Source organism: Pseudomonas paraeruginosa PA7, from assembly GCF_000017205.1.
Taxonomy (GTDB): Bacteria; Pseudomonadota; Gammaproteobacteria; order Pseudomonadales; family Pseudomonadaceae; genus Pseudomonas; species Pseudomonas paraeruginosa.
Genome location: NC_009656.1, coordinates 6,383,704 through 6,406,982, shown reverse-complemented (window position 1 = coordinate 6,406,982; position 23,279 = coordinate 6,383,704). Strand labels below are relative to the sequence as shown.

The window sequence follows — 23,279 nt, the reverse complement described above, 5'->3', positions numbered from 1 at the left end:
GCCCCACAAGGGCTCGGCAACCGTTCCATCCGAGGCCCACATGACCGATCACACCCAACAGTTCGCCAGCGACAACTATTCCGGCATCTGCCCCGAAGCCTGGGCGGCGATGGCCGAAGCCAACCGCGGCCACGAACGCGCCTATGGCGACGACCAGTGGACCGCGCGCGCTTCGGACTATTTCCGCCAGTTGTTCGAGACCGATTGCGAAGTGTTCTTCGCCTTCAACGGCACCGCCGCCAACTCCCTGGCCCTGGCTGCGCTGTGCCAGAGCTACCACAGCGTGATCTGCTCCGAGACCGCGCACGTCGAGACCGACGAGTGCGGCGCGCCGGAGTTCTTCTCCAACGGCTCCAAGCTGCTGCTGGCGCAGACCGAGGTCGGCAAGCTGACCCCGGCGTCGATCCGCGATATCGCCCTCAAGCGCCAGGACATCCACTATCCGAAGCCACGCGTGGTGACGCTCACCCAGGCCACCGAGGTCGGTACGGTGTACCGCCCGGACGAGCTGAAGGCGATCAGCGCCACCTGCAAGGAGCTCGGCCTGCACCTGCACATGGACGGCGCGCGTTTCTCCAACGCCTGCGCCTTCCTCGGCTGCTCGCCGGCGGAGCTGAGCTGGAAGGCCGGGGTCGACGTGCTCTGCTTCGGCGGCACCAAGAATGGCATGGCGGTGGGTGAGGCGATCCTGTTCTTCAACCGCGACCTGGCCGAGGATTTCGACTACCGCTGCAAGCAGGCTGGCCAACTGGCCTCGAAGATGCGCTTCCTCGCCGCGCCCTGGGTCGGCGTACTGCAGGACGATGCCTGGTTGCGCTACGCCGATCACGCCAATTGTTGCGCGCGGCTGCTGGCCGAGCTGGTGGCCGATGTACCCGGGGTGAGCCTGATGTTCCCGGTGGAAGCCAACGGCGTGTTCCTGCAGCTTTCCGAGCCGGCGATCGAAGCCCTGCGCGCGCGCGGTTGGCGCTTCTACACCTTCATTGGCGAGGGCGGTGCGCGCTTCATGTGTTCCTGGGATACCGATATCGAGCGGGTCCGCGAACTGGCGCGGGACATTCGCCTGGTGATGGCCGCCTGAGCCCGCTCTCGGCCGCCTCCGTGACGCGGGGCGGCCGCTGTTCCTCATATCCTGTGGATAACTCTGTGAACTAACTGTTCGGGAGCTATGCAAAAGTACCCCCGGGTACGCCCTTCCTGTCTCCGCCGGAGGCGCCGAAAGCCTTTATCCACGCGGCTCCACTCCCGAGGCGCGAGAACCTGGCCAATCCACAAACACTGTGGAGCCGAATGTGAATAACGTGTTTGCAGTCGCTTCCGGGCAGCGCCCCGCCGGGCTCTTCGGAGGCTGGTCGGTTTTTGAGCGAAAACAGCCGTTTGTGAAAGGACGATGACGGTTCAGGTGAAAAGCGCTGACGAAACGATGACGGGTATTGTCCCCGGGGGCTCCTGCAAGCCTGTGGACAGAAAAGAAAGCACCGACGCGGGGTAAATGCCGAAAATATCCTGAGCGGACGTAATGGCTTGAGGGAAAAGACAAAATTCTCCCGCTCCGATGTCGCGGGACAGCGGATGTAATCGCCGAAGGGAATTTCCCCCAATTCCTGTTGAGGTCGGTGTGAAGAGCCTGTTTATAGAATGCTGGGAGCCAGAGTTTTCGCGCCTTCCAGGCTGTTGGTCAAGAATTGAGCGGAATCTCCGTCAACAGGCTGCCGGCTTACTTTAGGGAGCATGTGCATAAGCTTGGGGTTGCTCACAAAAGGCCTGGAAAGCCTTGTGGACAACCTGTATGGATAGCGCCGAAAACCGCATAAAGACAGGTCTGCGCTGGATTGGTCAACAAATGATCGGCGCGCGTGGGAAGAGCTGGATTGCCAGAAAAGGCAGAGGTTTTTCTCCATGCTGTGAATATTTTTTTGATTTTCCCCAAGGAAAGTGTAAAGCCCTGTGGAAAAGTTGTTCGTTCACGCCTGGGGGGGCCGTACGGCGGGGCCCCTGGCGGATTGATCGTTAAATGAGCAGGAGCACGCGGCCAGCCCGAACGGGCGGCGAAGCGCGATTTACCGGGAAGGGAAGCCGGATGGGCTCGCGGAGTCCTCGCGCCTCGGAGAGTGGGGCATTGTCGGTATGTCGATCCTGAACCCGCAGGGCAATGGATTGCACAACTTGTGGATAAGTCTGTGATCAACTCGCTCTCGAAAGGGCTTCCCGGAGACCGTGAAGGGCTTCGTGCCCAGCCCCTGAAACCCACTTGAATTTTTATAATTTACCTTTTATTTCAACTACTTGAATGAAGATTTCGAGAACCTCCAGGCGGCGAAGGAATACCTGTATGGAATTCCAGGCCGAATGTGGACAACCTTCGCACCCCTGGTGTTTTCAAGTATGAGAAGGACAGCTTCGCGATGGCTCTGGTGGTTGGCCGGAGCCTTGATTACCCTTGGCTTTTGCCAGGAAAGTGGGATGGATCATGGATGATCGGATGTCAGACAAGCCGCTCGGCCGCTTGTTGCTCGAAGGCCTCGGCGAGATCGCCTGGATCGCCGTGCTGGTGGCCCTTGGCGTCCTCCTTCCGTTGCCGCTGGTAGCGCTGGGTTGGGTGCTGCTGCTGGGCGCCGAGTGGGCCACGGATCGTTGGCGCGGCAAGGTGCCGTATCGTCTGCAACAGGCGCTGTTCTTCTGGGTTCTGGGTGGCGGCATCGCCCTGGGCCAGGCACTGCCGGGCTTCTGGCTGGGACTGGGCGGTGGCTTGCTGGCGGTGATCGGCGGCGTGCTGTTGCAGATCCGTTTCGAGCGCGGCCTGCGCCTGGAGCGCCAGGCTCCGCGAGCGCTGGACGTACCGCTGCCGGCGGGAGGTAGCGCCTGGGGCGGCGAAGCGCCCGAGCGGACCCCCGAGGGCGAGGCGATCCGCCTGTTCGACGGCGGCGAGATCGCCATGGGCGGCCCGCTGGTATGCCACTACCTGATGCCCGACGGCTGCTTCATCCCCGACTGCAATCCTTCGGCACGCTTTTCCAGCGATGGCCGCCACTTCGTTTCGCCGATACCGAGCCGAGGCGCCTGGGGCCTGGCGATCTTCGACCGGCAGGAGCGCTTGCTCTACCGCTGTGCCGTGGACAACTTCTGGGAGCTGGACAGCGTCACCGAGCGCGAGGTGATCGGCCGGCACAGTCCGCTGACGTCCAACGCACCGCAGCGCCTCGAGCTACAGATGCTCAAGGCCGGCAGCGAGGCCGAGGCCTTCGTTGCCATCGGCGACCTCTGGCTGCCCGAGAGCGAATGGCAGCGCTGGAGTAGGGATCTGCGAGCGCAACCGTTACCGACCCCGCTTGGCGGACCCTCGCTGGAAATCCGCCCCTGGTTGCCGGCCAGCCTCCTGGCCCTGGAGGATCCTTTCGCGCCGCTGCGCGCCAACCGCGGCGAGCTGTGGATAAACGGCGAGGCCAGCGGCCTCTATCCGTCCCGGGAAGCGCCGCCACTGGCCTGGAGCGATGACGGTCGGACGCTGGCGCTACAGGCTGCGCGCGAGCCGCTGGGGCATGACGCCTATTGGCTGTGGCGGGAGGAGGGCGGTCTGCGGGCGCTGGGCGAGCCGTGGTCGGCGTTGTCCGCCGAGCCGCATGCCGGCGGGCCCGAACTGCTCGGGCTGGAGGATGGCTGGCTGCGTTGCGGCCTGGACCTGGCGCAACCCTGCCTGACCTACGAGCGCTATGGCACGCTGGGCTCGTACAGCCATTCCAGCCTCTACCTTCTGGAGGGGCGCGATGCGGACGACCGGCCGCGCTGGCGCGAGGCCGACATGCCGCGCCTGGACCTGCTGCTGCCCCTGGATGGCGCGGCCGGCAGGCCGGGCTGCCGGTTGCGCAGCGCGCCGCTGGCCGATGGCAGCCGGGCCACCTGGGAGTGGTTGCGCGACGACCGGGAGGCGGAGCGCGGCGCCTATGCCTTGCGCCTGGGCGACTGGCGCCTGGATGGCGAGTGGACGCTCGACCACCGCGTGTCCGATTGCGGTCGCTACCTGGCCCTGGTGGCCTTCGCCGAGGCGCCGACCCTGCCGCGGCGCCTGGCCATAATCGACAGCCGGGAGCGGTGCCTGGAGTGGCTCGACGAGCCGCTGGCCGATCTACACCTGCAAGGTTTCATCGATGGCCAGGTGCATCTTGTCCACCTGCTCGGGCGCAACGCCTACCAGCCGCCGAACGGGCCGGGAGAGGGCGACCCCGGGTTGCTGCGGCGCTTCGACGAAGGGCTGCCCGAGCCAGGCGCATGGCACGCGTTCGGTCGCTTCCACGACGACTGGCGGCATTACTACGAACAGGCGCGCGTCGCCTTCGACGGTTCCGCCTGGCGGCTGCTTCCCGCTACGCGCTGGCTGGATGCGCCGCCGCGGCCCTGGAGCGACGGCGACTTCATCCTGCCGGCGGTGGGCGCGAAGGACGCCGCCTGGGGCTTCGGCTTCCATTACGAGGGCATGCACCGCGACGAGGACGTGCGCGCCGGCTTCAGCCGCGATGGCTACCTGCTGACCGCATCGGGCATCGGCGTGGCCAACCTGGCGGCGCCGATGATCTGGTCGGCTGACGGTCGCTACCTGGCGCTGACCCGGCACGTCCAGCGCTACGCGGAAAGCGACCTGGAGCAAGACCAGTGGCGCCTGCTGCTGCTCGACGTGCGCGAGCGCACGTTGCGCCGCTACCGCGACGACCTCGGCGAGTACCCGTGCTTCGACAGCTTCGACGTCGACCTGTGCTTCCGCAGTGCGGGGACGGGGCGCTACGTGCTGGCCCTGGATGACCTGCTGGAGGCGCCCGCCGAGTCGCTGCGGGGCTGTGGCGGACGCTGGCTGCCGGCCGAGGAGTTGCCGCGGCGGCGCTACTGGGAGCGCCTGGCGTTTCCCGCGCGCCCTCAGTAGTCGATGACCACGTCGCCCTTGGGCACGCTGCAACAGGAGAGGATGTAGCCCTCGGCGACATCCTCGTCGGTGATCCCGCCATTGTGCTCCATCTCCACCTCGCCGGCGGTCTTCATTACCTTGCAGGTGCCGCAGATGCCCATCCCGCAGGCCTTCGGAATGTGCAGGCCGAGCTTGGCGGCGGCGGCGTGCACGGTTTCCCCGGGGCTGACGCGGATGCTCTTGCCGGTGGCGGTGAATTCCACCTGGTGCTGGTCGGCCACCGGTACCTCCGGCGCCTCGGCGGCTTCGGCGGCCAGTTCCCTGACGTCGGCGCGGACCTCCGGCGGGGTCGGCCCGAAGGCTTCCTCGTGGTAGCGGCTCATGTCGTAGCCGTGGCCCTGCAGCAGGTGCTTCACCGCGCTCATGTAGGGCGTCGGGCCGCAGCAGAAGATCTCCCGTTCGAGGAAGTCCGGGGCGATCAGCTCCAGCATGCGCAGGTTCAGGTAGCCACGGTAGCCGGCCCAGGCTTCGCCGAGGCCGTGGCGCTCGCAGATGATGTGCAGGCTGAAGTTGTCGATCCGCGAGGCCATGTGTTCCAGCTCGCGGTGGTAGATGATGTCTTTCGGCGAACGGGCGCTGTGGACGAAGACCATGTCGACGTTGGCGTTGGTGTCGAAGAACCAGCGCGCCATGGACATCACCGGGGTGATGCCGACCCCGCCGGAGAGGAACAGCACCTTGTCGGCCGGGAAGTCGATGGCGTTGAACAGGCCGACCGGGCCGTGCACCGGCAGCTCCTGGCCTTCCTTGAGATTGTCGTGCAGCCAGTTGGAGACCCGTCCGCCCGGCACCCGCTTGATGGTGATGGAGAAGCTGTAGGGCACCGAGGGCGAGCTGGAGATGGTGTAGGAGCGCATCACCGGCTCGCCGTCGATCTCCAGCTCCAGGGTGACGAACTGACCCGGCTTGAAGAAAAACAGGATCGGCTGGTCGGCCATGAAGCAGAAGGTGCGCACGTCCCAGGTTTCCTGGATGACCTTGACGCAGCGCACGAGGTGCCGGCCGTTGGCCCAGGTCTGGGTGGTGACCGGATTGAGGAAGTTGCTCGACATGGTGATCTCTCCGCGCGCACGGGGCCGGACGACGGCCTGATGGGGCGGATTGTGCGCATCGCCGGGGGCGCTCATTTACCTGCCAGCGACATTTACATGCTTATCGCGACCTGCCCGCTGGGGCGCGGCCCGCAGCGTCGGAAACGGATGCGGTCATGTCGCCCATGGATAAGGTCGTCGTCGGGCGCCGGCCCACACTCCAGACCAGCCGAGACGAGGGTTTGCATGAACCCCGGGAGGGTAAGACCCGGACGTGTAGAGCGACTGACCTTCATTCCCGCCACGGCGGGACCCGTCCATCGGCAGGGCGGGATTCCGGACCCGCGCCGGGATGAGGAAGGCTGTGAACGCCACCTTGCGTAGCAACCGTACCAGCCACTTTTTCCGCCGCCACCCGCGCGGGGGCGGCATGAGGAGTTACCGATGGACGTCACTTCCACCCTGAGTCTCGGCGATCCCCTGGAAGCGGCCCGCAAGGCCACCGCCGACATGCTGCGCAGCCGCGACCACAGCTTCTCCCTGCCACAGCCGTTCTACTGCGACCAGCGCCTGTTCGAGATCGACATGCAGGAGATCTTCCACAAGGAATGGCTGATCGCCGGCATGACCTGCGAGATTCCCGCCAAGGGCAATTTCCTCACCCTGCAGATCGGCAAGAACCCGGTGCTGGTGATCCGTGGCGCCGAGGGTCAGGTGCATGCCTTCCACAACGTCTGCCGGCACCGCGGCTCGCGCCTGTGCGTGAGCGAGAAGGGCAAGGTGGCCAAGCTGGTCTGCCCCTACCACCAGTGGACCTACGAGCTGGATGGCCGCCTGCTGTTCGCCGGTACCGAGATGGGCGCCGACTTCGACATGAAGGAGTACGGCCTGAAGCCGATCCAGGTGAAGACCGCCGGCGGCTACATCTTCATCAGCCTGGCGGAGAACCCGCCGGCCATCGACGACTTCCTGGCGACGCTCGAGCACTACATGGAGCCGTACGACATGGAGAACGCCAAGGTAGCGGTGCAGACCACCATCCGCGAAGCCGCCAACTGGAAGCTGGTGATCGAGAACAACCGCGAGTGCTACCACTGCAACGGCTCACATCCGGAACTGCTGAAGACCCTGCTGGAGTGGGACGACGTCACCGACCCGCGCGCCAGCCAGGCGTTCAAGGACCAGGTGGCGGCCTGCACCAGCGCCTGGGAAGCCGAGAAGATCCCGTACGCCCATGCCAGCTTCGGCCTGCGCAACCGCATCGTGCGCATGCCGCTGCTGGACGGCACGGTGTCGATGACCATGGACGGCAAGCAGGGCAGCAGGAAGCTCATGGGCCGGATCAAGAACCCCGACCTCGGCTCGATGCGCATCCTGCACCTGCCGCACTCCTGGAACCACTGCATGGGCGACCACCTGATCGTCTTCACCGTATGGCCGATCAGCGCCCAGGAAACCGTGGTCACCACCAAGTGGCTGGTGCACAAGGACGCGGTGGAGGGCGTCGACTACGACGTGGCGCGCCTGCGCGAGGTATGGGACGCGACCAACGACCAGGACCGTCGCCTGGCCGAGGAGAACCAGCGCGGGATCAACTCCGACGCCTACCAGCCGGGTCCATACTCGAAGACCTACGAGTTCGGCGTGATCAACTTCCTCGACTGGTACAGCGAGCGCATGCTGAACAACCTCGGCGAGGAGTCCGCCCACGTGCGCAAGGTCGCCGGCAGCTGAGCCGGACGAGGCGCCCCCTGGCGGGGCGCCGCTTCGGAGGAAAGGTCATGGACAACCTGCTGTTCTACTTCAGCTCCGCCTTCGTCAGCCTGCTGCTGGCCTGGAACCTGTTCGCCTGCTGGCGGCGCCAGCGGTTGGCGGGGAAGTCCCGTCCCTGAACCGGCCCGTGCCATGCAAGGCCTTCCCCTGGCGCAGGGCGGCTATCCGCCGCCCTGCGCCGTGTTGCCAGCGAGCCTCCCTCGCGCACCCGGCCCCTGACAGTCCCCCGGCAAAAGGACTAAGGTGGAAAGGACTCAACCTGAACGGGCCGCTCAAGGGCGGCCTCTGGAGGCAAGCGTGGAAAACAATCCCCTGTGGGCCGAACTGGGCCGGCACTGGAAGCTGGTGGCCCTGCGTGGCGTGGCGGCGCTGGTGTTCGGCGTCCTGACCCTGCTCTCGCCGGCCCTGGCGCTGACCGTGCTGGTGCTGTTCTGGGGCGCCTACGCGCTGGTGGACGGGGTGTTCGCCCTGGGCGCCGCGTTCAGCATGCGCAGCGCCGGCCAGTTCAACTGGCCGCTGGCGCTGGTCGGGGTGATCGGCGTCGCGGCCGGCCTGGTGGCGTTCTTCTGGCCGCAACTGACGGCCATCGGCCTGCTCCTGATCATCGCCGGCTGGGCGCTGGCGATGGGTATCTTCCAGATCGTCGCGGCGATCCGCCTGCGCAAGTCGATCCGGAACGAGTGGTGGATGATCCTCTCTGGCGCCATCTCGGTGCTGTTCGGTGTGCTGATGATCGCCAACCCCGGCGCCGGGGCGCTGGCGGTGGTCTGGGTGATCGGCGCCTACGCGGTGTTCTTCGGCGTGCTGCTGGTCATGCTGGCGCTGCGCCTGCGCAAGACTTCGACCCTGAAGGCCTGACGCGGTGGCGGCGAAGCCGGCGGAGGAAACGCGCTGGTGCCTGTGGCGCCAGGACGACAACGGCAATGCCTGCGTCGTGCGCCGCGACCTGACGCGTGACGAGGCCTGCGCGCTGGTCAGGGACTGCCGGGCGCGCGGGCATCGGCAACTGCACTGGGCGAGCCCGCAGGCGCGCGACTAGCTCGATGTCCCGGCGATCCGCTCGACCAGCGCCTCCAGGCGCTGCTCCACCGCCCGCAGGCGCGGCGACTCGCCGTCGTTCGCGCCAAGCTGGCGGGCGCAGAGATTGAGCGCGGAGAGCACCACCAGTTCGTTGCTGGTGACGTAGGGAAACTTGCGCTTGTTGGCGTCCACTTCCGCCTGCAGCAAGGCGGCGGCGTCCGCGAGGACGCGTTCCTCGCCGGCCGGCACGCGGATCGAATAGTCCCGGCCGAGGATCGACAGGACCTGGACGCCGTCGCGGCTCATGCGCTAACCGGTTGCTGCGCGCTGAGGCGCTCGACCAGGGCTTCCAGGCGGGCCTGGGTGCCGCTCTGCTTCTCTTCCTGCTCGAGCATGGAGAGTTGCAGGGTTTCGTTTTCCTCGGTGGCCTGGCGCAGCTGCTGCTGAAGCTGGTCGTGGCTGTCGCGCAGGGCCTGGTTCTGTTGCAGCAGTTCGGCTACCAGGGTTTCCAGGCGTTCCAGGGTATTCTCCAGCATGATCTCGTCCCAGTCGTTCAAAGGGCGCGCAGGATAAAGAAAAGCGCCTGCCGAAGCCAGGTCGGTGGTCGGTTGCCTGGCTTCGGCGCACGCATTCACCAGTGGAAGGTGCCGCCCAGCGAGTAATGGCCGGGATCTGCGACGAAGGGATCGCGATCGGTGGCCGGCGGGCAGCTGCGCCGCTTCAGGCAGTCTTCGGCGCGCTCGAGGTAGCTGCGCTCGTCGCCGGTGATGCGCACGTCCGGGAGGATGCTGGAAAAGGCGGGGTAGCCTTGCGCGCAGCCGCCCAGGAGGAAGAACGGCAGGAAGCGGAAGAGGCGTCGGGTCATGCTGAGGCTCCGTGGAAGCGTCGGGGTCATTGCGGTCGTTCGACGATGCGGCGGATGGTGCCGCCGCAGATGTCGGTGAAGCAGCGGTCGTAGTCCGAACTGCAGTTGAAGGCGCTGAAGCTGTTGTAGCCGCCGTAGCCGAAAGCGGAGGAGTAGCCCGGCGCCAGGCATTCCTTGCGCGCTTGCTTCTTGCTCTTGCCCTGGCTGCAATAGTGGTAGCTGCGCCGCTCCGCCTCGCGCAGGCGGTTCTCGTTCTGCCATTCCAGGCGCGCGAGGCTTTCGCACTGGCTCTGTTGCGTGCGGCACTGGGCGACGCAGGTGCGTCCCGCCTCGCTCGGCGGCATCACGTACTGGTAGCGCACGGAGGGGCCGCAGCCCGTCAGCAGGGCGAGCGCGAGCGCAGCGCCTGAGAGATTCAGGTGTCTGTTCATGGTTTCTTGCTGGGAAAGGGTGGAGCGGGGATCAGTCGTCCGCGACGTATTCCAGGATGTCGCCCGGCTGGCAGTCCAGGAAGGCGCAGATCTTCTCCAGGGTGTCGAGGCGGATGCCCTTGACCTTGCCGTTCTTCAGCAGGGACAGGTTCTGTTCGGTGATACCGATGGCTTCCGCCAGCTCCTTGGAGCGGACCTTGTTCTTCGCCAGGATGACGTCTAGTCGGATGATGATCATGGGGTCGTCATATGAAGGCTCTTACTTCTTCGTCCAGTTTCCTGGCTTCGCTCATCATCAGGCCGAACGAGCAGAGAAAGATCGCCTTGAGGAACTCGTAGGCCGCTTCGGAAGTGAGTCCGATCGAAACGCTCAGGACACGCTCGCCGTCGGGCAGGTCGAGAGATAGTACAAGACCTTGCAGCGTATTGATAAATGGCTGGAGCAAGAGTGCCAGGATGGACAGCAGACCGATGTGCACCAGGGTCCTGGCGTTGCGCTGCGACCAGCGTTCGCCCTTGGCCAGGCGGCGAAAGAACAGGCCGGTGAGCGCCAGGCCGAACGCGGACAGGAGGGTTGGCAGGTAGTCCAGCAGCATCAGCAGCGCCCGGCTGCTCCAGGACAGGACGAAGCCGTCGCTGGCCAGGCGCGGCATTTCATCACTCCAGGCCTGCAGGTAACCCTGTTCGCTGAGACCGGAGAGCCAGAGATGAGTGTTCGCCCCGAGTTCGATGCAGGCCATGCCCCAGGCCAGGATGGCGCAGAGCATGCCGAGCAGGTAGAGCTTGTGGTTGCTGAGATGCGTGGATAGCGTCATGCCGGGTTCCCCTGTGTGTTTCGCGTCTGGATGGCGAAACTAGGGAATAAATTATCGTAATACAATAATTTATCGTCACCGCGTCATAACTTGTGATCTGGAGCACAGTGCATCCTGGCCCGCTTCAGCGGATCACGCCTTCCTCGCGCAGGAGCTTGAAGATGGCTTCGGCACCGGATTCCGCCGAAAGATCCTTGAGTACCTGCCCGGTACCGCCGGAGGCCTTGGCGGTGGCGGCTTTCATCCGCTCGGCGCCGGTCTTCGCCCTGATCACCTTGAGCCGCTTCGGTCGCGGCCGGGCCGGTTGCAGGCTGTCTTCGGCGAGCAGCGGGTCGTCGACCACCTCCACCTCATGGGCCTCGATCTCGCCACGCCGGGCCGGGCCGAAGGCGCTCTGCCGGGCCGCCGGCGCGGCATTGTCGACACTGGCGACGAACGGCAGGCGTACCCGCAGGCGGCGTCGCTGGCCGCGAGGCAGGGCCTGGAGGACCTGGGCGCTGCCGTCTTCGACCTTCTCGACCTCGGCCAGGCCGACCACCAGTGGCCAGCCCAGGCGCTCGGCGAGGAGGAAGGGCAGCATCCCGGAGCCTTCCCCGGTTTCCGCCTGGCTGCCGGTGAGCACCAGTTGCGCGCGGGAGTCGCGCAGGTGCTCGGCCAGTGCGGGCAGGGCGTCGGCGCCGGCCGGCTGTTCCAGCACGGACAAGCGTTCCAGGCCCATTCCGAGATAGCCGCGCAGCGCCTCGGCGTGCGGGTCGCCGGCGTGCAGCACCTGCAGGCGCGGGCCGCTCAGGCGCAGGCCGAGCTCCACCGCGCGGGCGTCCTGTTCGGCGCGGCGCGGGCGTCCGGAGGCGGGGTGGGCGCCGATGGAGACCAGCGCGACGATGTTCAGCTCAGTCATGGTTCGATACCGATGCAAGGTACGTGGAAGCGGATTCAGGCCGCATCGCGTGCGGCGCCGTTGCGGTGTGCCTCGGCCAGGCGGACCAGCGCGCGGAGGATTTCCGTCGAGTCGCCGATCACCGAGAGATCGGCGCGCTTGATCATGTCGCAGCCGGCGTCGCGGTTCACCGCCACTACCTTGTCGCAGGCGCCTATGCCCTGCAGGTGCTGGATCGCCCCGGAGATGCCCACCGCCAGGTAGACCCGCGCGGTGACCCAGGTACCGGTGGCGCCGACCTGGCGGTTGCGCGGCATGTGCCCGTCATCCACCGCCACCCGCGAGGCGCCCTCGGTGGCGCCGAGGGCGGCGGCGGCCTGGTGGAACAGTGCCCAGTCCTGCACGCCGTTGCCGCCGGAGAGGATGAACTCGGCCTCGGCCATGGGAATCCGCGCCGGGTCCACGGCCACCGGGCCGAGGTCCTCGATGCGTGGCAGGTTGCGCGCCACCTGCTCGGCCATGTGCAGTTCGCGAACCTCATGGCGGGTCTCGCTGACCGGCTCGGCGCATTCCGCCGCGGCCAGCAGCAGGCGCGGCAGGGCGCGCTGGATGTCCTCGCGGCCGGCGCCGGCGCGGCCGATGCAGCGACCCTCCTCGACCTGCCAGACGCGCGTGGCCGGTCGTTCGCCGAGGGCGGCGGCCAGGCGCCGGCCCAGTTCGCCGCCGCCGCTGCGGCTGTCCGGGAACAGCCAGTGACGCGGGACGAACTGGTTTTCCAGGTTGCGCAACGCCAGAACCCGTTGCTCGGGCGCGTAGCCGTCGTACTGGTCGCCGGCAAGGTGCAGCAGGCGATCGACGCCGGCACTGTCGAAGGCGCTTTCCTTGTGTTCGCCGAACACCACGGCGAGCACCGCGCCGTCGCTGCCGGCGAGCTTGCGGGCCAGGCCGAGGAGATCCTTGTCGTGGCTGGTGAGGCGACCGCCGACCAGGTCCGGGACCACCGCGACGAGGAATGCCGGTTGCTCGATCACATGCAGCGGCAACTGCGCTTCCTGCGCTACGCTGGCGCGGCGCGCGCCGCCGCCCTGCTGGCAGCCGGAGCGATCGATGCGGCGGATGCCGTTGGGCCCGACGAAGCCGACGGCGTGCGGGTTCTTGCGGAGCACGCCGTTGGGGCCCATCCAGCGCGCTTCGCCGCCCTGGGCGGACTGCATGGCCGCATGCAGCGGATGCAGGCGGTTGCGGGCGATCCATTCGGCGCGTGGGTCGCGGCGGACGATGTCGTTCATGCGGAATGCTTCCTGTGGCTGCGGCTACCCTCTTCCCCGGTCCTCTCCCTGGAGGGAGAGGCCACTATCCGTGCTGCCCCGGTCAGCAGCGGACCTGATGCGAAGCTCGACACTCTCATCAATGCACCTCCGCCACGGCTTCACGCCGCACCGGCTTTTTTGCCGGCGCTTCCGCCTGCTCTATCAGCGCTTCCGCCACCAGCTCGGCGATGTCCTTGATCTCCGGTCGCGGCGCCACTACGCCCTCGAGCATCGCGGTGCATTGCGGGCAGCCGACGGCCACCAGCTCGGCGCCGGTCTCGCGGATGTCGGCCATGCGCATGTCGGGGATCCGCTGCTTGCCGGGGATGTCGGTGATCGGCGCGCCGCCGCCACCGCCGCAGCAGCGCGAGCGGAAGCCGGAGCGTTGCATTTCCTTGACCTCGATGCCGAGTGCGCGCAGCACGTTGCGCGGCGCCTCGTACTCGCCGTTGTAGCGGCCGAGGTAGCAGGGGTCGTGGTAGGTGACGCTGCCGGCCTTGCTGCGGCCCAGTCGCAGCGTGCCGGCGCGCAGCAGTTCGTCGATGAAGGTGCTGTGGTGCAGCACCTGGTAGTCGCCGCCGAGGGCGCCGTATTCGTTCCTCAGCACATGGAAGCTGTGCGGGTCGCAGCTGACGATGCGGGCGAAGCGGTATCGCGCCAGGGTCGCGATGTTGCGCCTGGCCAGGTTCTGGAAGGTCGCCTCGTCGCCCAGGCGGCGCGCCACGTCGCCGCTGTCGCGCTCCTCCAGGCCGAGCACGGCGAAGTCCACTCGCGCCGCCTTGAGGATCTTCACGAAGGCGCGCAGGGTGCGCTGGTTGCGCATGTCGAAGGCGCCGTCGCCGACCCAGAACAGCACGTCGACGGATTTCTTCTCGCTCATCAGCGGCAGGTTCAGGTCCGCCGCCCAGTTCAGCCGGCCGCCGGGAGCGAAGCCGCCGGGATTGTCGGTGGCGATCAGGTTGTCCAGCACCTCGGCGCCCTTGTTCGGCGTGGCACCTTTCTCCAGGGTCAGGTGGCGGCGCATGTCGACGATGGCGTCGACGTGCTCGATCATCATCGGGCATTCCTCGACGCAGGCGCGGCAGGTGGTGCAGGACCACAGGGTGTCGGCGTCGACCAGGGCCTTGCCGTCCAGCGCGACGATCGGCTGGTGCGGGCCGCCGCCATGTTCGCCCAGCGGTTTGCCTGGATAGGGGCTGCCGGCGAATTTCGCGTCGTTGCCGCCGGCCAGGCCGATGACCATGTCCTGGATCAGCTTCTTCGGGTTCAGCGGCTGGCCGGCGGCGAACGCCGGGCACATCGCCTCGCACTTGCCGCACTGCACGCAGGCGTCGAAACCGAGCAGTTGGTTCCAGGTGAAGTCGGTAGGCTTTTCCACCCCCAGCGGCGCCTGCGGATCGGCCAGGTCGAGCGCCTTGAGGCCGGTGGAGCGGCCGCCGCGCCCATCTTTTCTGGAGAACCGTTCGGCGCGGCGGTGCCAGGCCAGGTGCAGGGCACCGGCGAAGGCGTGCTTCATCGGCCCGCCCCAGGTCATGCCGAGGAACAGCTCGGACACACCCCAGGCCACGCCAATGGCAAGGAGGCCGGCGAGGAACCAGCCGCCGAAGCCTTCCGGCAGGATCCCGGCCACCGGCAGGGTGGCGAGGAAGAAGCTCGCGGCGAACGCCAGCAGGCTCTTCGGCAGGCGCATCCAGGGCCCCTTCGACAGCCGCGACGGCGGGTCGAGGCGGCGGCGGGCGACGAACAGCGCGCCGACGAACATCAGCGCCGTGGCCGCCAGCAGGGCGAAGCCGAGGATGCGGTCGTGCAGGCCGAAGCCGTGCACCAGGATCGCCAGCAGCGCTGCCAGGACGAAGCCGCCGGCGGTGGCCACGTGCGTCCTGGACATGTACCTGTCGCGCTCGACCACATGGTGCAGGTCCACCAGGTAGCGACGCGGCATCTGCATGAGGCCGCCGATCCAGTCGACCCTGGAGGGTCGGCCGCGGCGCCACATGAGGAAGCGCTTCGCGGCGCCAAGCACGGCAAGTGCCAGGGCGGCGAAGAGCAGGAGGGGGAGGAGGGTGTCGAGCATTTCTGGTCTCCCTGCGGGACGTCAGGCGGCGCTGGATCGGCCCCCTATCCCGCTTGCGGGAGAGGAGGGCCGGCCGTGCCGGTCGGAAGCCACGAGGCGTGTCTTAGAAATCCTTGCACAAGCGCAGCGCGTCATAGATCGCCGCATGGGTGTTGCGCTGGGCCACGCAGTCGCCGATGCGGAACAGCAGGTAGCCTTCTCCGGACTGGCTGAGGCAGGGCTGCGGCTGGATCGCGAACAGCGCCTCGACGTCGATCTGGCCCTTGTTCCGCGAGCCCTGCTTGAGCGCGTAGTAGAGGCTCTCGTCGGGGCGCACGCCGTTTTCCACCACCACCTGGTCGACCACCCGCTCTTCCCGCGCGCCGGTGTATTCGTTCTCCAGCACCGCCACCAGCCTGTCGCCCTCGCGGTAGACCTTCTCCAGCATCAGGTCGCCGGTCATGATCACTTCCCTGGGGTACATGCTGCGGTAGTAGGTGGGGAAGGTGGTGCCGCCGATGGCCACGCCCGGCTTGATGTCGTCGGTGACGATCTCCACCTGGGCGCCCTTGTCGGCGAGGAAGTCCGCCACCGACATGCCGCTGAACTCGCAGATGGTGTCGTAGACCAGCACGTTCTTGCCCGGCTCGACCGTGCCGTCGAGCACGTCCCAGCTGCTCACCACCAGGCCTTCGGCGGCGCCCCAGTGTTCGTTCTGCTCGAGGAACGGATGTCCGCCGTTGGCCAGCACCACCACGTCCGGGCGCAGGTCGAGGATGGTCTCGGGGTCGGCCGCGGTGCCCAGGCGCAGGTCGATGCCCAGGCGCGCCAGCTCCAGTTGGTACCAACGGGTGATGCCGGCGATCTGGTCGCGCTGCGGCGCCCTGGCGGCGGTGGTGATCTGGCCGCCGAGCTGGTCCTTCTTCTCGAACAGGGTCACGTCGTGGCCACGTTCGGCCGCCACGCGGGCAGCCTCCATCCCGGCCGGCCCGCCGCCGACCACCACCACCTTGCGCTTCGGCCCGGTGGATTTCTCGATGATGTGCGGCACGCCCATGTATTCGCGGGAGGTCGCGGCGTTCTGGATGCACAGCACGTCCAGGCCCTGGTACTGGCGGTCGATGCAGTAGTTGGCGCCGACGCACTGCTTGATCTGGTCGACCTGGCCCATCTTGATCTTGGCGATCAGGTGCGGGTCGGCGATGTGCGCGCGGGTCATGCCGACCATGTCCACGTAGCCGCCTTCGAGGATGCGCGTGGCCTGGTTCGGGTCCTTGATGTTCTGCGCGTGCAGCACCGGCACATCGACCACTTCCTTGATGCCGGCCGCCAGGTGCAGGAACGGCTCCGGCGGGAAGGTCATGTTGGGGATGACGTTGGCCAGGGTGTTGTGGGTATCGCAGCCGGAGCCGACCACGCCAATGAAGTCGAGCATGCCGGTATCGCTGTAGTACTTGGCGATCTGCTTCATGTCCTCGTGGGACAGGCCGTCCGGGTGGAATTCGTCGCCGCAGATGCGCATGCCGACGCAGAAGTCCTCGCCGACCTCGGCGCGCACTGCCTTGAGCACCTCGAGGCCGAACTTCATCCGCCCCTCGAAGCTGCCACCCCATTCGTCGGTACGCTTGTTGACCCGTGGACTCCAGAACTGGTCGATCATGTGCTGGTGCACGGCGGACAGCTCGACGCCGTCCAGGCCGCCTTCCTTGGCGCGGCGGGCGGCCTGCGCGTAGTTGCCGATGACCCGCCAGATCTCCTCCACCTCGATGGTCTTGCAGGTGGCGCGGTGCACCGGCTCGCGGATACCCGACGGCGACATCAGGGTCGGCCAGTGGTAGCCGTCCCAGCGCGAACGGCGCCCCATGTGGGTAATCTGGATCATGATCTTGGCGCCGTGCTTGTGCATGGCGTCCGCCAGGTTCTGGAAGTGCGGGATGATCCGGTCGGTGGACAGGTTCACCGAACTCCACCACTGCTGCGGGCTGTCGATGGCGACCACCGAGGAGCCGCCACAGATGGCCAGGCCGATGCCGCCCTTGGCCTTTTCCTCGTAGTACTTCACGTAGCGCTCGGTGGTCATCCCGCCGTCGGTGGCGTAGACCTCGGCGTGGGCGGTGGAGAGCACGCGGTTGCGGATGGTCAGCTTGCCGATCTGGATCGGCTGGAACATTGCTTCGAAGGCCATGACCCTTTCCTCGGCTTACAGGGGTTTGACGACGAACAGGCCGTCTTCGTGACCGTCCTCGGCGCCGCTGTAGACCTGTTCGGCCACGGTGCGCAGGCTGCTGCCGCGGGCGGCGAGGATCTGGTCCATGGCGCCGGCGAACCAGCCGGTGAACATGTAGTCGACCTTGCGGTTGACCTTGCCGTAGACGTAGACGAAGGCGGAGTGCCGCAGGCGGACCTCGGCGGTGCCTTCCTCGAGGTTGATCCGCTCGATCTCGAACAGGCCCCAGCCGCGCTGGGACAGGCGCTTCATGTAGTGCTCGAACACCGCCACGCCTTCCAGGCCGTGGCATTCGGCTTCCTTCTCGCACCAGTGCCAGGCGGACTTGTAGCCGGCCTTGTAGAGGATCTCGGCGTAGGCGTCGGCGCCCAGCACTTCCTCGATGCCCATGTGGTTGTTGACGAAGAAATGCCGCGGCACGTAGAGCATCGGCAGGGCGTCGGTGGTCCAGACGCCGGTCTCGCTGTCGACCTCGATGGGCAGTTGGGGGGCGTGTTTGGCCATGGTGTAAGCTCCGATTCTTTTGACTCCCTCTCTCCCTTCAGGGAGAGAGGCGGGGAGAGGGAAGATGGGTGCGATGCAATGCCCCTCCCTTGAGGAAGAGGCGACGAGTCGGGAGTGGGCCGGGAGTCACTCGCCCCAGACGTCCTGCAGGACCCTTACCCAGTTCTCGCCCATCACCTTGCGCACCAAGCGCTCGGGCATGCCGCGCTCGAGCAGGGTCTCGGTGAGGTTGGGGAATTCGCCGACGGTGCGGATGCCCAGCGGGTTGACGATCTTGCCGAAGTTGGTCAGACGCCGGGCGTAGCCCTTGTCGTGGGTCAGCCACTCGAAGAAGTCGTGGCCGTGGCCCTGGGTGAAATCGGTGCCGATGCCGATGGCGTCCTCGCCGACGATGTTCATCACGTACTCGATGGCCTCGGCGTAGTCGTCGATGGTCGAGTCGATGCCTTTCCTGAGGAACGGCGCGAACATGGTCACACCGACGAAGCCGCCATGGTCGGCGATGAACTTCAGCTCCTCGTCGGACTTGTTGCGCGGGTGTTCCTTGAGACCGGACGGCAGGCAGTGGGAGTAGCAGACCGGCTTCTTCGATTCGAGGATGACTTCTTCGGAAGTCTTGCTGCCGACGTGGGAGAGGTCGCACATGATGCCGACCCGGTTCATCTCCGCGACGATCTCCCGACCGAAGCCGGAGAGCCCGCCGTCACGCTCGTAGCAGCCGGTGCCGACCAGGTTCTGGGTGTTGTAGCACATCTGCACGATGCCCACGCCGAGCTGCTTGAACACCTCGACGTAGCCGAGCTGGTCCTCGAATGCGTGGGCATTCTGGAAGCCGTAGAGGATGCCGGTCTTGCCCTGCTCCTTGGCCTTGCGGATGTCCGCGGTGCTGCGCACCGGGATCACCAGGTCGCTGTTGTCGCGGATCAGCTTGTTGCTGGCGACGATATTGTTCACCGTCGCCTGGAAGCCTTCCCATACCGATACGGTGCAATTGGCGGCGGTCAGGCCGCCCTTGCGCATGTCCTCGAACAGTTCGCGGTTCCACTTGGCGATGATCAGACCGTCGATGACGATGCTGTCGGCGTGCAATTCGGCTGGGCTCATCTGGCATACCCCTTTCAGGCTGGGCGCGCCGGGACTTGTGCCGACGCTTTGGGGGCAGCATATCGTCGGGGCCCGGCGCGACCCGGCCCGAAAACGACCAGGGTCGTGCCGAAAGCGTCAAGCGTGCGACCGCAACGACGGAGGGCGATGTCGCGGATGGAACAGGCGCTGGCCGCCCGGGACCGGCAACGGGGAGCGAACGCGCCCCTGCCGGTGCGGGTTCAGAGGCCGAGCTCGCCGAGCGACGGATGGTCGTCCGGGCGGCGCCCCAGCGGCCAGCGGAACAGCCGCTGGTCCTCGCGGATCGGCAGGTCGTTGATGCTGGCGTGACGTTCGTACATCAAACCCTGCTCGTCGAACGCCCAGTTCTCGTTGCCGTAGGAGCGGAACCAGTTGCCCGAGTCGTCGTGCCATTCATAGGCGAAGCGCACGGCGATGCGGTTGCCGGTAAACGCCCAGAGTTCCTTGATCAGCCGGTACTCCTGCTCGCGCTGCCACTTGCCGCTGAGGAATTCGACGATCCGCTCGCGGCCGCGGACGAAGGTCGAGCGATTGCGCCAGACGCTGTCGGGGCTGTAGGCCAGCGAGACGCGCTGCGGGTCGCGGCTGTTCCAGCCGTCCTCGGCGGCGCGGACCTTCTGCGCGGCGGTTTCGGCGGTGAAGGGGGGAAGCGGGGGACGGACGTCGCTCATGGCGGGCTCCTCGGTCTGCGGTGGTTTTCGATGGGAACAGCGTAGGGCAGGGCGAGCGCGGCCGAATGACGTCGATCCCACGGATCCTGCCAATCCCGCCTCGCCCCCTGGCTGTTTGCCAGGCTGGCCAGACCTACCCCGGAGAGGGCTATGATGGCCGCCACCGGAGTGGACAAGGATCGACCTCGCGCAATGACCTCCACCACCTACCTCGGCCTGCTGCTGGTCGGTATCCAGGTACTCGGCTTCGTCGCCGCCATCCATGCCGTGCTCACCGTGCGCACCGCCCAGGGCGCGATCGCCTGGGCCACCTCGTTGGTATTCATGCCGTACCTGACCCTGCTGCCGTACCTGGTGTTCGGTCGCAGCCGTTTCGACGCCTACATCGAGGCGCGGCGCCAGGCCAACCGCGAGATGCACCTGGCGGCCGCCGAGCTGGACTGGCGTCCCTGGGTCGAGGAGGCCCTGGCGGCCCGCCAGGTCAGCGGCTACAAGGGGCTCAAGGCGCTGGTGCGGATGACCCGCACGCCGACCCTGGCGAACAACCGGGTGCGCCTGCTGGTCAACGGCGAGGCCAGCTTCGAGGCGATGTTCAAGGCGATCTCCGCCGCCCGCCAGGTGATCCTGGTGCAGTTCTTCATCGTCCGCGACGACGCTCTCGGCCAGCGCCTCCAGCAATTGCTGCTGGAGCGCGCGGCCAACGGCGTGGAAGTGTTCTTCCTCTATGACGCCATCGGCAGCCACGCGCTGCCGCACCGCTATGTCGAGCGGCTGCGCCAGGGCGGCGTGCAGGTGCACGGCTTCAGCACCGGCAGCGGCATGCTCAACCGCTTCCAGGTGAATTTCCGCAACCACCGCAAGGTCGTGGTGGTGGACGGCGAATGCGGTTTCGTCGGCGGGCACAACGTCGGTGTCGAGTACCTCGGCGAGAAGCCGCCGCTGGCGCCCTGGCGCGATACCCACCTGGAACTGCGCGGACCGGCGGTGGCCTGCCTGCAGGAAAGCTTCGCCGAGGACTGGTACTGGGCGACCCACAGCCTGCCGCCGCTGATCCTGCCGCCGCAGTACGACAGCGAGGGCGTGCTCTGCCAGGTGGTCGCCAGCGGCCCGGCGGATGCCCAGGAAACCTGCTCGCTGTTCTTCGTCGAGATGATCAACGCCGCCCACGAGCGGGTCTGGATCACCTCGCCGTATTTCGTTCCCGACGAAGCGGTGATGGCCGCCCTGCGCCTGGCGGTGCTGCGCGGCGTCGACGTGCGCCTGCTGATACCCTCGCGCGCGGACCACCGCACGGTGTATGCCGCCTCCAGCCTCTACGCGCTGGAGGCGATCCGTGCCGGGGTCAAGGTGTTCCGCTACCAGCCCGGCTTCCTCCACCAGAAGGTGGTGCTGGTGGACCGCGATACCGCCGCCGTCGGCAGCGCCAACCTGGACAACCGTTCGTTCCGGCTGAATTTCGAGGTGATGGTGGTGACCGTCGACGAGGCCTTCGCCGGCGAGGTGGAGGCGATGCTCGAAGCGGACTTCGCCGAGTCGCTCGAATTCACTCCGGAAGACCGCCGCAGCGTACGCCGCCTGCAGCAACTGGGGATGCGCGTGGCGCGACTGGTCTCGCCGATCCTCTGAGGACCTGCCCACGACCGCTGCGCAACGGAAACTGCCGTCAACAGGTTCCGCGCGCCGCCGCGTCGTCTCTGCCGCCCGCCGAATGCGCGGGCGTGCAGCTTTTCCCTAGCCAGCGACTACAAAAATCATAATTTCGCTATTCCCCGGCTCTGAACAGAATGCGGCCATCACGCAACCGCAGAACAAGAACGACCAGAGTCCGAGGAACCGAGCCATGACCGACCTGAATCGCACCGCCTTGCCCCAGGGCACGGGCGGGACCGTGGAAAAGACCGACACCCTCGTCGTCGGCGCCGGCCAGGCCGGCGTGGCGATGAGCGAACACCTGGGCCGTCTCGGCGTGCCGCACCTGGTCCTGGAGCGCAACCGCATCGCCGAGGCCTGGCGCAGCGGGCGCTGGGATTCGCTGGTGGCCAACGGCCCGGCCTGGCACGATCGCTTCCCGGGAATGGAATTCGACAGCGATCCCGACGGCTTCCCCGGCAAGGACCAGGTGGCCGCCTATTTCGAGGCCTACGCGAAGCGGATCGCCGCGCCGATCCGTACCGGCGTCGAGGTGACGAAGGTGGTGCGCAATGTCGGCCGCCCCGGCTTCACCGTGGAAACCTCCGCCGGGACCATCGAGGCCAACCGGGTGGTCGCCGCCACCGGCCCGTTCCAGCGTCCGGTGATCCCGCCGATCGCGCCGCGCGACGAGCGTATCCGGCAGATCCACTCGGCCCACTACCATAACCCGCGGCAGTTGCCCGAAGGCGCGGTACTGGTGGTCGGCGCCGGTTCGTCGGGGGTCCAGATCGCCGACGAGCTGCAACGTGCCGGACGCCAGGTCTACCTCTCGGTGGGCGCCCATGACCGCCCGCCGCGTTCCTACCGTGGTCGCGATTTCTGCTGGTGGCTGGGGGTGCTCGGCGAATGGGACGCGGAAGTCGCCAAGCCCGGCCGCGAGCACGTGACCATCGCCGTGAGCGGTGCCCGCGGCGGACATACCGTTGACTTCCGCGCCCTGGCACAGCAGGGCGTGACCCTGGTCGGACTGACCAGGTCCTTCGCCGACGGCGTCGCCACCTTCCAGCCGGACCTGGCGGAGAACCTGGCGCGCGGCGACGAGAACTACCTGGCGCTGCTCGACGCCGCCGACGCCTATGTCGCCCGCAACGGCCTCGACCTGCCGGAAGAGCCCGAGGCGCGCCGCCGGCTGCCCGATCCGGCGTGCGTGACCGATCCGATCCTCGAGCTGGACCTGGCCGCGGCCGGGGTGGGCAGCATCATCTGGGCCACCGGCTATGCCGTCGATTTCGGCTGGCTGCAGGTCGACGCCTTCGACCCGAACGGCAAGCCGCGCCACCAGCGCGGCGTGTCCAGCGAACCCGGCGTGTACTTCATCGGCCTGCCCTGGCTGTCGCGGCGCGGCTCCTCGTTCATCTGGGGCGTCTGGCACGACGCTCGCCACGTCGCCGACCACATCGCCATCCAGCGCAAGTACCTCGACTACCACGCCGCCGCGCAACGCCAGCAACCGGAACGCGCCGCGCCCGCCCCGCAAACCAGCCTGCAGGAAGTCAGCTGATGCCTACCCACACCCGCATACGCATGTTCAACACCAAGGACACCTATCCCAACCAGTCCCTGGACAACGACCTCTGCCAGGCCGTGCGCGCCGGCAACACGGTGTACGTGCGCGGCCAGGTCGGCACCGACTTCGACGGCAACCTGGTCGGCCTCGGCGACCCGCGCGCCCAGGCCGAGCAGGCGATGAAGAACGTCAAACAATTGCTGGAAGAAGCCGGCAGCGACCTCTCGCACATCGTCAAGACCACTACCTACCTGATCGACCCGCGCTACCGCGAGCCGGTCTATCGCGAAGTCGGCAAGTGGCTCAAAGGGGTGTTCCCGATTTCCACCGGGCTGGTGGTCTCGGCCCTCGGCCAGCCGCAGTGGCTGATGGAGATCGACGTGATCGCGGTGATTCCCGACGACTGGCAGCAATGAGGAGGCGC

Annotated in this window: 22 protein-coding genes; 8 read left to right on the top strand and 14 right to left on the bottom strand. The window is 67.0% G+C overall.

The window, feature by feature from the left end; translation table 11 throughout:
- Nucleotides 1-40 precede the first annotated feature (40 nt).
- Both PSPA7_RS29565 and PSPA7_RS29560 read left to right on the top strand, forming a co-directional pair.
- A complete protein-coding gene (locus PSPA7_RS29565; RefSeq protein ID WP_003157629.1) occupies nt 41-1,081 on the top strand; it encodes a threonine aldolase family protein in 1,041 nt (346 codons plus the stop codon).
- Nucleotides 1,082-2,482: 1,401 nt separating this feature from the next.
- Nucleotides 2,483-4,912, top strand: a complete 2,430-nt coding sequence (locus PSPA7_RS29560; RefSeq protein ID WP_012077997.1) for a hypothetical protein — start codon at nt 2,483-2,485, stop codon at nt 4,910-4,912.
- On the opposite strand, the gene gbcB is transcribed toward PSPA7_RS29560, so the two are convergent.
- On the bottom strand, nt 4,906-6,006 hold the full coding sequence (gene gbcB / locus PSPA7_RS29555) for a glycine betaine monooxygenase reductase subunit (RefSeq protein WP_003096769.1): 1,101 nt from the start codon (nt 6,004-6,006) through the stop codon (nt 4,906-4,908). The genes PSPA7_RS29560 and gbcB overlap by 7 nt on opposite strands.
- Nucleotides 6,007-6,429: 423 nt before the next feature.
- Here gbcB and gbca point away from each other — a divergent pair, with 423 nt between their 5' ends.
- The 3 genes from gbca (at nt 6,430) to PSPA7_RS29540 (ending at nt 8,797) form a co-directional block, all read left to right on the top strand.
- Entirely contained in the window at nt 6,430-7,719 is a 1,290-nt protein-coding gene (gene gbca, locus PSPA7_RS29550) for a glycine betaine monooxygenase oxygenase subunit (RefSeq protein ID WP_012077995.1), read from the top strand.
- Nucleotides 7,720-8,055: 336 nt separating this feature from the next.
- Complete coding sequence (locus PSPA7_RS29545) at nt 8,056-8,616, top strand: HdeD family acid-resistance protein (protein ID WP_012077994.1); 561 nt, start codon at nt 8,056-8,058, stop codon at nt 8,614-8,616.
- 4 nt (nt 8,617-8,620) lie between these two features.
- Nucleotides 8,621-8,797, top strand: coding sequence for a hypothetical protein (locus tag PSPA7_RS29540; RefSeq protein WP_012077993.1), 177 nt, complete (start codon nt 8,621-8,623; stop codon nt 8,795-8,797).
- On the opposite strand, the gene PSPA7_RS29535 is transcribed toward PSPA7_RS29540, so the two are convergent.
- The 13 genes from PSPA7_RS29535 to PSPA7_RS29475 form a co-directional block, all read right to left on the bottom strand.
- Nucleotides 8,794-9,084, bottom strand: coding sequence for a cell division protein ZapA (locus PSPA7_RS29535; RefSeq protein WP_003151858.1), 291 nt, complete (start codon nt 9,082-9,084; stop codon nt 8,794-8,796). The genes PSPA7_RS29540 and PSPA7_RS29535 overlap by 4 nt on opposite strands.
- A complete protein-coding gene (locus tag PSPA7_RS29530) occupies nt 9,081-9,314 on the bottom strand; it encodes a hypothetical protein (RefSeq protein ID WP_003105710.1) in 234 nt (77 codons plus the stop codon). The genes PSPA7_RS29535 and PSPA7_RS29530 overlap by 4 nt, the downstream gene beginning before the upstream one ends.
- Nucleotides 9,315-9,409: 95 nt before the next feature.
- Nucleotides 9,410-9,643, bottom strand: a complete 234-nt coding sequence (locus tag PSPA7_RS29525) for a hypothetical protein (protein WP_012077991.1) — start codon at nt 9,641-9,643, stop codon at nt 9,410-9,412.
- 26 nt (nt 9,644-9,669) lie between these two features.
- Nucleotides 9,670-10,074 carry an Aq_678 family protein gene (locus PSPA7_RS29520; RefSeq protein ID WP_034082434.1) on the bottom strand — a complete coding sequence of 135 codons (405 nt, stop codon included), beginning with the start codon at nt 10,072-10,074 and terminating at the stop codon, nt 9,670-9,672.
- A gap of 31 nt (nt 10,075-10,105) precedes the next feature.
- Nucleotides 10,106-10,312 carry a helix-turn-helix domain-containing protein gene (locus tag PSPA7_RS29515; protein ID WP_003096753.1) on the bottom strand — a complete coding sequence of 69 codons (207 nt, stop codon included), beginning with the start codon at nt 10,310-10,312 and terminating at the stop codon, nt 10,106-10,108.
- Between the two features lie 7 nt (nt 10,313-10,319).
- Nucleotides 10,320-10,889 carry a hypothetical protein gene (locus tag PSPA7_RS29510; RefSeq protein ID WP_003151861.1) on the bottom strand — a complete coding sequence of 190 codons (570 nt, stop codon included), beginning with the start codon at nt 10,887-10,889 and terminating at the stop codon, nt 10,320-10,322.
- 124 nt (nt 10,890-11,013) lie between these two features.
- On the bottom strand, nt 11,014-11,787 hold the full coding sequence (gene etfB, locus PSPA7_RS29505) for an electron transfer flavoprotein subunit beta (RefSeq protein WP_012077989.1): 774 nt from the start codon (nt 11,785-11,787) through the stop codon (nt 11,014-11,016).
- A gap of 35 nt (nt 11,788-11,822) precedes the next feature.
- Nucleotides 11,823-13,055 (bottom strand): electron transfer flavoprotein subunit alpha, encoded by a 1,233-nt coding sequence (gene etfA, locus PSPA7_RS29500; protein WP_012077988.1) that lies wholly within the window; start codon nt 13,053-13,055, stop codon nt 11,823-11,825.
- Between the two features lie 118 nt (nt 13,056-13,173).
- The gene (gene dgcB / locus PSPA7_RS29495; protein WP_012077987.1) at nt 13,174-15,150 is read right to left on the bottom strand and encodes a dimethylglycine demethylation protein DgcB; all 1,977 of its coding nucleotides are present in this window, start codon (nt 15,148-15,150) and stop codon (nt 13,174-13,176) included.
- A 103-nt stretch (nt 15,151-15,253) separates the two neighbouring features.
- A complete protein-coding gene (gene dgcA / locus PSPA7_RS29490) occupies nt 15,254-17,314 on the bottom strand; it encodes a dimethylglycine demethylation protein DgcA (RefSeq protein WP_012077986.1) in 2,061 nt (686 codons plus the stop codon).
- A 15-nt stretch (nt 17,315-17,329) separates the two neighbouring features.
- Entirely contained in the window at nt 17,330-17,860 is a 531-nt protein-coding gene (locus PSPA7_RS29485; protein WP_003107282.1) for a DUF5943 domain-containing protein, read from the bottom strand.
- A gap of 126 nt (nt 17,861-17,986) precedes the next feature.
- Nucleotides 17,987-18,964, bottom strand: coding sequence for a dipeptidase (locus PSPA7_RS29480; protein ID WP_041025440.1), 978 nt, complete (start codon nt 18,962-18,964; stop codon nt 17,987-17,989).
- A gap of 221 nt (nt 18,965-19,185) precedes the next feature.
- Nucleotides 19,186-19,656: a nuclear transport factor 2 family protein gene (locus PSPA7_RS29475; RefSeq protein ID WP_003096740.1), complete on the bottom strand. Its 471-nt coding sequence runs from the start codon at nt 19,654-19,656 to the stop codon at nt 19,186-19,188.
- Nucleotides 19,657-19,809: 153 nt separating this feature from the next.
- Here PSPA7_RS29475 and cls point away from each other — a divergent pair, with 153 nt between their 5' ends.
- The 3 genes from cls to PSPA7_RS29460 all read left to right on the top strand — a co-directional run bounded on the left by cls (nt 19,810) and on the right by PSPA7_RS29460 (nt 23,271).
- A complete protein-coding gene (gene cls, locus PSPA7_RS29470) occupies nt 19,810-21,282 on the top strand; it encodes a cardiolipin synthase (RefSeq protein ID WP_074197382.1) in 1,473 nt (490 codons plus the stop codon).
- A 214-nt stretch (nt 21,283-21,496) separates the two neighbouring features.
- Complete coding sequence (locus PSPA7_RS29465) at nt 21,497-22,849, top strand: flavin-containing monooxygenase (protein ID WP_003153465.1); 1,353 nt, start codon at nt 21,497-21,499, stop codon at nt 22,847-22,849.
- Nucleotides 22,849-23,271 (top strand): RidA family protein, encoded by a 423-nt coding sequence (locus PSPA7_RS29460; protein ID WP_003096732.1) that lies wholly within the window; start codon nt 22,849-22,851, stop codon nt 23,269-23,271. Before PSPA7_RS29465 ends, PSPA7_RS29460 begins: the two co-directional genes overlap by 1 nt.
- Nucleotides 23,272-23,279 lie beyond the last annotated feature (8 nt).